Annotated in this window: 10 protein-coding genes and 1 pseudogene; 1 reads left to right on the forward strand and 10 read right to left on the reverse strand. The window is 63.4% G+C overall.

Going from position 1 to position 12,689, the window contains the following annotated elements; translation table 11 throughout:
• Position 1 precedes the first annotated feature (1 nt).
• Entirely contained in the window at positions 2 to 2,272 is a 2,271-nt protein-coding gene (locus ACZ3GY_RS20110; protein ID WP_465911733.1) for a TonB-dependent receptor, read from the forward strand.
• Positions 2,273 to 2,276: 4 nt separating this feature from the next.
• Here ACZ3GY_RS20110 and ACZ3GY_RS20115 read toward each other — a convergent pair whose 3' ends face one another.
• The 10 genes and pseudogenes from ACZ3GY_RS20115 to ACZ3GY_RS20160 all read right to left on the reverse strand — a co-directional run bounded on the left by ACZ3GY_RS20115 (position 2,277) and on the right by ACZ3GY_RS20160 (position 12,680).
• Positions 2,277 to 3,590 (reverse strand): MFS transporter, encoded by a 1,314-nt coding sequence (locus ACZ3GY_RS20115; RefSeq protein ID WP_463563047.1) that lies wholly within the window; start codon positions 3,588 to 3,590, stop codon positions 2,277 to 2,279.
• 453 nt (positions 3,591 to 4,043) lie between these two features.
• Positions 4,044 to 5,624 carry an aldehyde dehydrogenase (NADP(+)) gene (locus ACZ3GY_RS20120; protein WP_465911734.1) on the reverse strand — a complete coding sequence of 527 codons (1,581 nt, stop codon included), beginning with the start codon at positions 5,622 to 5,624 and terminating at the stop codon, positions 4,044 to 4,046.
• Between the two features lie 118 nt (positions 5,625 to 5,742).
• Positions 5,743 to 7,053 carry a TRAP transporter large permease gene (locus tag ACZ3GY_RS20125; protein ID WP_465911735.1) on the reverse strand — a complete coding sequence of 437 codons (1,311 nt, stop codon included), beginning with the start codon at positions 7,051 to 7,053 and terminating at the stop codon, positions 5,743 to 5,745.
• A 3-nt stretch (positions 7,054 to 7,056) separates the two neighbouring features.
• Positions 7,057 to 7,563, reverse strand: coding sequence for a TRAP transporter small permease subunit (locus ACZ3GY_RS20130; protein ID WP_463563050.1), 507 nt, complete (start codon positions 7,561 to 7,563; stop codon positions 7,057 to 7,059).
• Positions 7,564 to 7,611: 48 nt separating this feature from the next.
• Positions 7,612 to 8,664, reverse strand: coding sequence for a TRAP transporter substrate-binding protein DctP (dctP, locus tag ACZ3GY_RS20135; protein ID WP_465911736.1), 1,053 nt, complete (start codon positions 8,662 to 8,664; stop codon positions 7,612 to 7,614).
• Between the two features lie 122 nt (positions 8,665 to 8,786).
• A pseudogene (locus tag ACZ3GY_RS20140) lies at positions 8,787 to 8,945 on the reverse strand (dihydrodipicolinate synthase family protein); the annotation flags it as partial.
• Between the two features lie 36 nt (positions 8,946 to 8,981).
• Complete coding sequence (locus ACZ3GY_RS20145; protein ID WP_465911737.1) at positions 8,982 to 9,929, reverse strand: dihydrodipicolinate synthase family protein; 948 nt, start codon at positions 9,927 to 9,929, stop codon at positions 8,982 to 8,984.
• 231 nt (positions 9,930 to 10,160) lie between these two features.
• Positions 10,161 to 11,198, reverse strand: coding sequence for a trans-3-hydroxy-L-proline dehydratase (locus ACZ3GY_RS20150; RefSeq protein ID WP_465911738.1), 1,038 nt, complete (start codon positions 11,196 to 11,198; stop codon positions 10,161 to 10,163).
• 116 nt (positions 11,199 to 11,314) lie between these two features.
• A complete protein-coding gene (locus ACZ3GY_RS20155; RefSeq protein ID WP_465911739.1) occupies positions 11,315 to 12,037 on the reverse strand; it encodes an amino acid ABC transporter ATP-binding protein in 723 nt (240 codons plus the stop codon).
• The gene (locus ACZ3GY_RS20160; RefSeq protein ID WP_465911740.1) at positions 12,030 to 12,680 is read right to left on the reverse strand and encodes an amino acid ABC transporter permease; all 651 of its coding nucleotides are present in this window, start codon (positions 12,678 to 12,680) and stop codon (positions 12,030 to 12,032) included. The genes ACZ3GY_RS20155 and ACZ3GY_RS20160 overlap by 8 nt, the downstream gene beginning before the upstream one ends.
• Between the last annotated feature and the right edge of the window lie 9 nt (positions 12,681 to 12,689).

Genomic DNA, 12,689 nt, shown 5'->3' on the forward strand with positions numbered 1-12,689 from the left:
CATGCGGCATCTTTCGGCATCCATGCAGGTCACGCTTTTGAGTCTGGCGGTCAGTGCCCAGGTGTTCGCGCAGAGTGGCGAGCGCACGGGAGCCGGCGGCAGCCAGGTTCAGGAGCTGGGGCCGATGGTGGTGACCGCCACGCGTTCGGCCAAGAGCATCGCCGAGATCGCCGGTACGGTGTACGGCATCGAGCGTGAGCAGATCGCCGAGCAGGCAGCCGCCGGCCGTTCCACTGCGGATATCCTCGGTCAGTTGGTGCCGTCGTTGGCGCCGAGCAGCGGCACCACCAGCAACTACGGCATGACCATGCGTGGGCGTACCGTGCAGGTGATGATCGACGGCGTGCCGCTGACCGGCTCGCGTGACGGTTCGCGTCAGCTCAACAGCATCAGCCCGGCGATGATCGAGCGTGTCGAAGTGATCTCCGGTGCCACCAGCATCTACGGCGCGGGCGCCACCGGTGGCCTGATCAACATCATCACCCGCAACGCCGACGACGAAACCAGCGACTTCAGCAGCCGTATCGGCCTGCGCACCCCGGGTCGCGCCGCCCGTGACGCCATGGCCTACGAGGCTTCGCAGACCGCCGCCTTCCACCAGGGCGCGGTTAGCGGCTTCGCCGGCTTGAGCTACACCAAGCAGGGCGAGATCCGCGATGCCGATGGCGAGCGCGTCGGCCCGGAAATCGCCCAGACCGACCGCCAGGACACCACCAGTTTCGACTTCAATGGGCGCCTGACCTGGCACCTGGACGACGACCAGCAACTGAGTGGCGGCGTGCGCTATTACAACGACGAGCAGGACAGTGATTACGGCCCGGACTACGGCCCCAATCTATCTGCCTTGCTGGTGCCCAACTATCAGCCCAGCCATGAAGCGGTGGACGGCCTGCAGCTCGACGACCAGCCGCGCACCCGCCATTACGGCGCCAACCTGCAGTACCTCAACCGCGACCTGCTTGGCGGCCAGCAACTGACGGCCGAGGTCTACTACCGCAAGGAGAAATCGCGCTGGTTCCCGTTCGCCAGTCGCGCGGCGAATACCGCGTTGCCTGGCGGCGTGGCCAATGTGGTGCTGCAATCGAGCACCGATATCGACGTGTGGGGTCTGCGCACCGCGCTGCAGAAGGGCTTCACCCTGGCCGGCCGCGACCTGCAACTGACCTACGGCCTCGATCACGAGCGTGAGCAGGACCGTCAGGACGGTCAGTTCTACGACTTCAACCGCTTCTTCGCCAGCAATGGCCTGAATTACCGGGACACCTATCGCTCGTCCATGGGCCCAGATGTCGAGGTGAGCAAGACCGGCCTGTTCCTGCAGGGCGACTACCAGCTGACCGAGCGCCTGAGCCTGCAGGCCGGGGTGCGCCGCGAAACCATCCGCAACCAGGTGGACGATTCCATACCCTACGGCGAGGCGGTCACCGCTGCCAGCGTGGCTGGCTACCAGGCTCGTACCCTCGAGGGTGGCAACGTACGCCACAGCGAAACCCTGTTCAACCTCGGCGCCGTGTATGCGCTGACCGATGCCCAGCAGGTGTTCGCCAACTTCTCCCAGGGCTTCAGCCTGCCCGACACCCAGCGCATGCTGCGTGACGTGCCCGCCAACTTCGTGATCGATAGCAGTAGCATCGACTCGATCAAGGTGAACAACTACGAGCTGGGCTGGCGCATTGGCGAAGCCGGCGGCGTGAATGCCGGAGTGACCGCGTTCTACAACACTTCCGACAAGGTGGTGCAGTTCAACCGGGATTTCAGCGTTTCGGTGGCCGATACCGACGAGCGTGTGTGGGGCGCCGAGGGCAACCTGCAGGTGCCCATCACCGAGCGCTGGATCCTGGGCGGCACCTTGGCCTACACCCGTGGCCAGTACAAGGACGCTGCCGGCGACTGGCGTGAACTGAACGCCTTCCGCGTCTCGCCGCTCAAGGCCACTCTCTACAGTGACTGGCGCTTCGCTGACGGCTACGGCGTACGTCTGCAGACGCTTACCGTGGGGGGCAGCGACCGTGCCTACGACGATGCCCAGGCAGCCGCGATCAGCCCGACCATTCGCGCCACGCCGGCGACCAAGATCCAGGGCTACACCGTGGTCGACCTGATCGCCCACGCGCCCTGGCTTGGCGGCGAGGTCGGCTTCGGCGTCTACAACCTGGCCGATCGCGACTACAAGACCGTTTACGGCCAGCAGGCGGCGGCTACCTACGGCGCCATCTCCAGCCTGCCGGCGCAGGGCCGTACCTTCGGCCTCAGCTACTCGGTGGTGTACTGATCGCTCAGGGCTGGTAGTCCAGCGAGCGCTTCGACGACTCCGGCAGCGACAGGCCGCCTACCAGAGCCAGCAGGGCGATGGCGATCAGGTAAAAGGCCGGCGACATGCGGTTGCCGGTCACCTCGATCAGCCAGGTAGCGACCAGCGGTGCGGTGCCGCCGAAGATCGTGTAGGCCAGGTTGTAGGTGAACGCCGAGGCGGTGTAGCGCACGCGGGTAGGGAATTGCTCGGAGAGCAATACGGCGGTCACCACGCCGCAGATCACCGCGCCGACCGCCAGCAGCATGGCGCCGATGGCCGAAGCCAGCAGGGTGCCCGAGGCGGCCAGGGTGAAGGCCGGATAGACCGCGACGATCAGTGCAACCCCCGCGGTGAGGATGGTACGGCGGCGGCCCACGCGATCCGAATAGCGGCCCACGAACGGGCACAGCAAGGCGGCGAACAGCAGCGCCATCAGGCTGGCGAGCAATGCCGTCGGCCGCGCCGCGCCGCCGACCACCTGCATGTAGGTGGTCAGGTAGGTGGTGAACATGTAGAACGACAGCGCCGTGGCGGAGATGAACGCCGACAGGCACAGCACGGTGGCGCCGTGCTCGCGCAAGGTTTCGCGCAGTGGTGAGTGCTCCGGGTGCGCTTGCGCGGCGAGGGCCTGGAAGGCCGGCGATTCGTCCAGACGCAGGCGCATGTACAAACCGACCAGGCCCAGCGGTGCGGCGATCAGGAAGGGCACGCGCCAGCCCCAGGCCTGCATCTGCGTTTCGTCCAGCCACAGGCCCAAGCCGAACACCAGGCCCGCCGCACAGGCGAAGGCCGCGAAGGTGGAGACGGGTACGAAGCTGCCATAACGGGCCTTTTGTTCGGTCGGCGCGTGCTCCATGACGAAGGCGCAGGCGCCCGCGTATTCGCCGCCCGCAGAGAAGCCCTGCAGGCAGCGCGCCAGGGCCAGCAGCAGCGGCGCGAGCAGGCCGATGCTGGCATAGGTGGGCAGCAGGCCGATCAGGGTGGTGGCGCCGGCCATCAGCAGCACGGTGATCGACAGCACGCGCTTGCGGCCTATGCGGTCACCCAGAATGCCGAACACGATGCCGCCCAGCGGGCGCAGTGCGAAGGACACGGCGAACACCGCGAAGGTCTGTAGCAGCGCCAGGGCCGGGTCGCCCTGTGGAAAGAACAGCGCGGCGATGGTGACGGCCAGGAAGCCATAGACGGCGAAGTCGAACCATTCGACGAAGTTGCCGATGGCCGACGCGGCGATCACCTTGCGCAGAACGCCGAGATCGACGTGTGTCGCCTGTTGTGGATAAGTGGTCACGCTCATGGCTGCCTCCGCGCAGTTGCTCCAACATGCGAACGCGCCTGGCCCGGGCCTTGGCGTCCATCTGTGGATAACTTACGTGGCTCGGTAGCCGTGGCGGGATTCGAGTGCGACCTGGGGGTAGTCGTGAGCGACAGGGGTTTCGCGCAAGCGTCTTGAGGCGGTCAAATCATTGCGCTCCCGGCGCGATCGCTGGTGGATAAGCTTCGCGTTATCCACCCTACGAGCTAATGCGCATCGCACGTTCGTGGGAGCGGGCCATGCCCGCGATTTCGCGCGCATGGACTCCGCCCGCTCCCACAGTAGATCCGTGCAAATGTCCTCTGCCGTAGCCCGGTTCGAGCGCGGCGGCACCCGGGTACAACGCCAATCCACCGTCCACAAAAAAGCCGACCCTGAGGTCGGCTTTCTCTTTACAGCGCAGAGCTGGCCGGCGCCGTAGCGCCGAGCCGTTTCTTACAGCGCGTCGCGGCTGCTGGCGCCGTCAACCAGACGGGCTATGCCCAGCGGGTTGGCGTTCTTCAGTGCGTCGGGCAGCAGCGCGTCCGGGCAGTTCTGGTAGCAGACCGGGCGCAGGAAGCGATCGATGGCCAGGGTGCCGACCGACGTACCGCGAGCGTCGGAAGTCGCCGGGTACGGGCCGCCGTGAACCATGGAGTCGCAGACTTCCACACCAGTCGGGTAGCCATTGAACAGCACACGCCCGACTTTTTGCTCGAGCAGCGCGAACAGCTCTTCGCTACCGGCCAGATCGCCCGGCTCGGTGAGCAGGGTGGCGGTCAGCTGACCATGCAGGCCGTTGATGGCTTTCAGCAGCTCAGCCTTATCAGCCACTTCGACGACGATGGTGGTCGGGCCGAAGACTTCTTCCTGCAGCAGTTCATCGCCGTTCAGCAGCAGGCTGACGTCGGCTTTGAACAGTTGCGGACGAGCCTGGTTGCCTTCTTGCTTGGCACCGGTCAGGTGTGTGATGCCGGAATGCGCATTCAGTGCTTCCAGGCCTTTCACGTAGCTCTTCAGGGTGCCGGCGTTGAGCATGGTTTGTGGCTGCTGCTCGGCCATCTTGGCGGTGAAGCTTTCCAGGAAGGCGCTGAACTCAGGCGAACGAACACCGATCACCAGGCCCGGATTGGTGCAGAACTGACCGCAGCCCATGACCACCGAACCCGCCAGCTCGCCAGCGATTTTCTCGCCACGGGCCTTGATGGCTTCCGGCAGCAGGATGACCGGGTTGATGCTGCTCATCTCGGCGAATACCGGGATCGGCTGCGGGCGCGCTGCAGCCATGTCGCACAGGGCGCGACCGCCTTTCAGCGAGCCGGTGAAGCCGACCGCCAGGATGGCCGGGTGCTTGACCAGGGTCTCACCGACGCCACTGCCGTAGATCATGTTGAACACGCCTTTCGGCATGCCGGTTTTGTCAGCGGCGCGCAGCAGGGCTTCGCCGACGAACGCAGCAGTAGCCATGTGGCCGCTGTGTGCTTTGAATACGACCGGGCAACCAGCGGCTAGCGCAGAAGCGGTGTCACCGCCAGCGGTGGAGAAGGCCAGCGGGAAGTTGCTGGCGCCGAACACGGCAACCGGGCCGAGGCCGATGCGGTACTGACGCAGATCTGGACGCGGCAGCGGCTGACGATCTGGCAAGGCACGGTCGATACGCGCGCCGTAGAAATCGCCACGACGCAACACTTTGGCGAACAGGCGCATCTGGCCGCTGGTACGGCCACGCTCGCCTTGAATACGGGCGGTAGGCAGTGCGGTTTCGCGGCAGACGGTGGCGACGAATTCGTCACCCAGGGCATCTAGCTCGTCGGCGATGGCGTCGAGGAAATCGGCGCGCTTGGCGGCAGGCAAGGCGCGGTAAGCAGGGTAGGCAGCAGCAGCGGCTTTGGCAGCGGCATCGACTTCTTCAGGGGTGGCCTGGATGAAGTCGTAGGAAAGGGCTTCGCCAGTGGTGGCGTCGTGGCTTTTATGGACGACGGAGCCGGCTGCGCTGTACGCGCCGCCGATGATGTTGTGGCCGATAGTCGCGGGCATTGTTAGCTCCTGTTGTTGACGGATGAACATGTACGAAAAGGCTTTGATTGTACGATGTCTGATAAGTTGCGCAAGTCTGCAGTTACCCAGCCCTCGCGCGAGGGCTGGGTAACTGCGATCAGAACAGCTGCTTCGGCAGCCAGGTGGCGATACCAGGCATGGCGAGAATCAGCAGGAACAGCAATAGCTGAATGGCGATGAAGGGTAGTACACCCCGGTACATCACACCGTAGCTGTAATCGGACGGGGCGATGGACTTGAGGTAGAACACCGAGGGGGCCAGGGGCGGCGTCAGATAACAGGTTTGTACCACCACCATGAACATTACCGCGAACCATACCGGGTCGATGCCGGCGGCCTTCACCAGTGGGGTGAAGATCGGTACGAAGATCAGTACCAGGGAAATCCAGTCCAGCACCATGCCGGCGAAGAACACCATGGCCATGAGGATGAAGATCAGCATGTAAGGGCTGAAATTCATCTCTTCCATGAACTCAGCGATCATCCATCCGCCCCCGCCAGCCGCGAAGATGGCAGTGAACATGATGCCGCCGGCCACGATCAGCATGATCATCGAGGTGATCTTGATGGTCGAGACCAGGGCCTCGATCAAGCGCTGGATGCTCAGTTCGCGGAACCAGATCGCCAGAACCGCTGCACCAAAGGCACCCACCGCAGCCGACTCGGTGGGCGAGGCAATTCCCGCAAGCATCGAACCCAGCACCGCGGCGATCAGCAGCAGCGGTGGAATCAGGGCGCGGAGTGTGATCTTCAGTTTCTCGCCCAGCGGTGTGGCTTTCATCTCTGGCACGGCAGGCGCCAACGAGGGTTTAAGCCAGCAGAGGATGATGATGTAGAGCAGGAACATGCCCAGCATCAACAGCCCGGGGAACAGCGTGGCGGCGAACAATTGGCCGATCGACAGCTGCGCCATCGACGCATACACGACGACGATCACCGAGGGCGGAATGATCGCACCCAGCGAGCCGCCGCCGCAGATGGTGCCGGAGATCAGCGCGCGGTCGTACTTGTATTTGGACATGGCCGGAATGGCCATCATGCCCACCACGATCTCCACTGCACCAACCACGCCGGAGCTGGCGGCGAAGATACCGCACATCAGCATCGAGGAAACCGCCAGGCCGCCGGAAAAACCGCCTAGCCATAACTGCATCGCACTGAACAGGCGTTGTGCCAGGCCGGTGCGTTCGAGGATCGCGCCCATCAGCACGAACAGCGGAATCGCCGACAGGGCGAAGTTGGTCGAGGCCTGCAGCAGCGAGCCGTACATCTGCTGGAGGATGTTGTCGCCGAACAGGAACATGCCGAACAGACACGACACACTGATCAGCGAGAAGGACACGGGGATACCGAGGAATATCAACAGAAACAGCAGGGCGAACATCAGTAGGGGTATGTATTCCATCATCGGTCAATGTTCCTTGTTGCCGGGCTGCTTGCGGTTGCCGATGAACAGCGCGGCATCGACGATGAGCTGATAGGTCAGGCCCGCCAGGCCTAATGCGAGCGCCAGGTAGAACGGCCACATGAGCGGCGCCCAGGCACTGACGTGCTCGACTTCGCCGTTGACAAAGGCATGCCAGGCGCGGCGTCCGGCGACATAGGTCAGGCCGCCGATGATCGGTGTCAGCACCAGCAGATAGAAGCCCGCGTTGAACCAACGCTGTACCGCTGGCGGCATTCGTGAGGACAGGAAGTCGACACGGACGTGGGTTTCCTCCTTGAGTGCGTAGGCGCAGCCGAGCAGGAAGATGCAGCCATTGAGCATGTAGGAAACATCGAAGGCCCAAAGCGTCGGGCTATTGAGGGCATAACGCGAGAACACTTCGTAGATCATCGCCAGCACCATGATCAGTGCCATGCTGGCGGCTATGCCAAGCAGCGCTTGGGCTGGCCAGTTGTACCATCTGTTTTTCATAACGCCTCCGTACCTGGCCGGCGACCCGAGGGTCGCCGGCCCAGTCGATTAATGTCTGTAGAGGTAGGAGGAGTTTTCCGACCAGCGCTGCATGTAGTCGCTGTAGTCCTTGAAGATGGCCTTGGCGTCGATGTCGTCGGCTTTGCGCGCTTCCAGCTTGTCGGTGATCAGTTTGTTGCCACGCTGGGCCAGGTCATCGGTGATGCTCTTGTCCAGCTCGATGATCTCGATGCCGGCCTTGCGATAGGTCTGCATGGCCTTCATGTCGCTGTCGAGGAAGTGGAAGTAGCTTTGCATCGTGGTCAGCTTGGCTGCCTCTTCCAGTTTGGTGCGGGTCTTCTCGTCGATGGCGTTCCAGTTCTCCTCGGTCATGAAGAATTCCCAGACGAAGGATGGCTGGTGCACGCCAGGAGTGAGCAGGTAAGGCGCCACTTCATGGAAGCCTTCGGTCAGGTTGGCACCTGGCGTTGCCCACTCGACGGCGTCTACGCCCTTGCGTTGCAGCAGGGTGTAGATCTCGCCCGGCGGCACTACGGTGGGTGATGCGCCGACCTGCTGAATCACTTCGGCCCAGGCACCGGCGGTACGGAATTTCAGGCCTTTGAAGTCTTCGAGTTTCTCGATCTTCTTGTTGGAGTGGGCCAGCACTTCGGTGCTGCCGACGCCGACCACCAGGCTGTGTAGGCCCATGTTCTTGCGGCGAAACTCCTGCAGGTACTTCAGGCCGTTGCCTTCGTACAGCCAGGTGAGGGTCTCTTCGCCGGACATGCCGCCCGGGTAGCCGGCGAACACATTGTTCAGCGGGTCTTGATTGACCAGGTAGGTCGGTGTGGAGTGGCCTGCCTTGAGTACGCCGTTCTGTACCGATTCGTAGACCTGGAACGGCGGCACGATAACGCCCGCGCCAATCGGACGAATCTTCACCTCGCCATCGGTGAGCAGGGCGGCGTTGCTGGCGAAGCGTTTGAGGAAGTTGTCGAAGAAGAAACTGCCTTCCGGCACTGACGTCGGCACCGAGTAGGTGTAGCTGGCCGCCTGGGTCGTGGCGCAGCAAAGCGCCAGGCCGAGAGCGGCAAAAAGCTGAGTGGTCTTGTTGATCATCCTGTTCCCCTTGGTCTTTATGTGTTTGCCAGGTGCGCGGCGTGCGCATCTATCAGGCAAGGCAGATGAGGCCAAAGAAGCGGGAGGGGTGGTCTCCCGCATCCATGCAGCTGTAGCGGTTGTTACAGGCCGACATCCGGCAGATGCGGACGGTTGGCCAGCGCGTTGGCCATGATGGCTTCGACGTGGGCACGGTCTTCGCCGTGTAGTGGCAAACGGGTCAGTTCACCGCTGCGGCCGGCGACGGCTTCGCACAGCGTGATGCACTGCACCCGCTCGGCCGGATGCGCTGGAAGCACCCGGCCGACGTACAGCGATCAGGCAGCGTTGTTTTCGGCCGACCAGTTGGCGTACCACTGGCGGAACAGCGTGTATTGCGTCTCGGCGTAGTTACGCTGTGCGTCGCTGAGGGCATCGGTTTCGTAGAAGTGCAGGGCGTATTCCTGGTCGCCCCCCAGCACCATCAGGTGTTTGTAGTAGAGAACCAGGTCGGTGCCTTCGTCGAAGGACGACAGCACGTTCAGCGCCTCGGACAGCTCCAGAGCGCGGCGGCGGGCAACGGCGTCGCCCTTGGAGGCCCTCTTGCTCAGCTCGACCAGTTGCAGCACCTCGCGCGGCAGGGCGTTGCCGATACCGGTGATGGCGCCAGTCGCACCGCAATTCACGAAGCCGTGCACCACCTGGGTATCGACGCCGGCCATGAGAATCACGTCTTCATCCTGCGAGGTGATGTGCTCGGCGGCGTAGCGCATGTCAGCGGCACCGCCGAATTCCTTGAAGCCGATCAGGTTGGCGTATTTGCGGCGCAGCTTGAAGAACAGTTCGGCGCGGGTCGCGAAGCCGTAGTACGGGCTGTTGTAGATCACCGCCGGAAGCTCTGGCGCTGCTTCGAGAATGGCGGCGAAGTGCGCTTCCTGGGCGGCTGGCGAAGCGCCACGGGACAAGACGCGCGGGATGACCATCAGGCCGTGGGCGCCAACTTTGGCGGCGTGGGCAGCATGGGAAACCGCTTCGCGGCTGTTCACCGCACCAGTGCCGACGATGGTCGGGATGCCGGCAGCGACCAGGCGCGCCACCCCTTCCTGGCGTTGGGCCTCGGTGAGCAACGGCCAGTCGCCCATGGAGCCGCAGTAGACCACGGCGCTCATGCCTGCTTCGATCAGCGCGTGGGCTTTTCGCACCAGGGCATCGAAGTCCGGCTTGCGGTCGGCTGTGCACGGGGTCATCAGGGCGGGGATGGTGCCGGTGAAGATGTTGCTGCTCATGGTGTTGCCTCCGGGGCAGAGTAAAAGTATTTCGTATACGAAAACAAATGGCCGTAATGACCCATCTATTTTCCGTTGTTGGGCGTTATGCCCGGGTCAGGTCGCCGGCGAACCGGCGGGTTTCAAATTTTCAATACCTGTGCGGCGAGTCGTAGGGTGGATCGGGGCGCGTAGCCGATGCCTCACTTACGCGGCCCGACCCACCCACCGCTCTGCTCAATCAATTACCTATTACAGCTTCAGCTCCACCGGCCAGGTGTCCGACAGGCGATAGCCCGTTGGCCAGGGATCGCTCGGGTCGAGCAGGTGCTGGTGAGTGCCGGTGATCCACGCCCGGCCGGATAGGCAGGGGTAGATCGCCGGGCGACCTGCCACGTCGGTCAGCGAGTCGATGCGGCAGTGAAATTCGGAACCGATGATCGAACGGCCGATGAAGCGTTCGCCCACCGCCAGTTGACCTTTGGCGTGCAGCACTGCCATGCGCGCCGAGCAGCCGGTGCCGCAGGGCGAGCGGTCAATCTTGCCGGGGCGGATGACCACCGCATTGGCGCCCGTGGCGATGCCGTTCTCGTGAACCACCGGAGCGGCGATCTGGCAGAAGGAAATATGGCTCCAGTCCGGGTTCAGCGGATGCTGGAAACCGAGCTGCTCGTTGGCGGCTTTGGTGATGCGCAGGCCCACGGCGACCAGATCGGCTGCCTCATCGGCTTGGATGGCGAAACCCAGGTGACGCGCATCGGCGATTACGAAGCTGTCACCGCCGTAGGCGGTATCGACCTGCAGCGACCCCAGGCCTTCGACCTCGATCCAGGCGTCGAGCTTGTCGGCGAAGGACGGTACGTTCTTCACCTCGACCCGCTCGGCCTTGCCGTCGCGACAGTCGGCGATCACTTCCACCAGGCCGCCGGGTGCTTCCAGGGTCAGGAAGGTTTGCGGCTCGGTCATCGGCAGGATGCCGCTGTCGAGCAGCACGGTGGCTACGCACAGCGAGTTGGAGCCGGACATCGGCGGCACATCGGCCGGCTCCATGATGATCCAGCCCATCTGCGCCTTGGGGTTCTTCGCCGGCACCAGCAGGTTGACGTGGCGGAACACGCCACCGCGCGGTTCGTTGAGCACGAAGTTACGCAGGAAATCGTCCTGTTCGATCCAGCGCGACTGCTGCCACAGGGTATCGCCAGGTGGTGGCGCGACGCCGCCGACGATGACGTCGCCGACTTCTCCTTCGGCATGGCAGCTGACCACATGAATGACTTTGCTGGAGCGCACGGGGCAGCCCTCTTAATGAACTTATGTGTGGGCCGTAGGATGGGTGGAACCCATCGACGATTGATGGGTTTCACCCATCCTACGGCTCGTTTGCGGTGCCGGCGGCAAAGTCGCTCTTAATGAACCGACTTGAGGAAGTCGGCGGTTTCCGGTTTTTGCGGATTACCGAGCACCTGCTCGGGCGCGCCGATCTCGTGCACCAGGCCGTTGCGGAAGAAAGCCACGCGGTCGGACACGTCTCGGGCGAAGCGAATCTCGTGGGTCACCAGCACCATGGTCATGCCGTCTTCGGCGAGCATGCGCATGGTGTCGAGCACTTCACCGACCAGCTGCGGGTCGAGGGCGCTGGTGGCCTCGTCGAACAGCATGTAGTCGGGGCTCATGGCCAGGGCGCGAGCGATCGCCATGCGCTGTTGCTGGCCGCCGGACAGCTTGCCGGGAAACACCTTGAGCTTCTCGCCCAGGCCCACATGGGTCAGTTGCTGCACGGCGATGGCCTCGGCTTCCTGCTTGCTCAGGCCGAGTACCTTGCGCGGCGCCAGCATGACGTTTTCCAGCACCGTCAGGTGCGGGAAGGCATTCCACTGCTGGAACACGATGCCGATCTTCTGCCGCAGCTTGTTGATGTCGGTGCCCGGCGCGTGCACTTCGGTGCCGTCGACGCGGATGCTGCCGCTCTTGATCGACTCCAGGCCATTGATGCACATCAGCAGGGTCGATTTACCGGAGCCGGAGCCGCCGATGATCGACACCACTTCACCCTTGTTCACGGTCAGGCTGACGCCCTTGATCACTTCGAGCTCGCCGAAGGATTTGTATACGTTGTCGATCTCAATCATTTTCCTGCCACCTTCTTTCCAGACGGGCGCCAAGGCGGGCGACCACCAGGCTCATGACGTAGTAGATGAGGCCGGCGATGCACAGCACCAGCAGCGGCTCTTGAATGCGTGTGACGATGGTTTGCGAGGCGCGCAGCAGCTCGACGATGCCGATCCACATGACCAGCGCGGTGTCCTTCATCACGCTGAGCACCAGGTTCAGCCAGCCAGGGAAGGCCACCCGCGTGGCCATCGGCAGAACGATGTAGCGCAGGTCCTGCAGATAACTCAGACCCAGGGAGCGGCTGGCGCGGCGCAAGGTGAATGGCACCGACAGCACACCGGCCCGCACGATCTCGGTGAAGTAGGCGGCGGCGTAAATGCCCAGCACGATGCAGCCCACCGCGAAGGCGCTGATATCGATGCCGGCGATACTCTTGAACGAGTTGAACAGCACGAACTGGATGAGCAGTGGCACGCTGCGAAACATGTCGAGTACCCAGGCCAGCGGCAGGGTGGCGCGGGGCAGCAGGGCACGCAGCAGGCCGGACAGCAGGCCGGCGAAGGAGCCCAGCAGGATGGCCCAGAAGGTCAGCTGCAGGGTGACCCAGGCACCGTCGAGCAGGTAGAGGAAATCGTTCCAAGTGAAGCTGGTATCGAACATGTGGGTGCT

This window comes from Pseudomonas sp. PME37.24/006 (genome assembly GCF_055556635.1).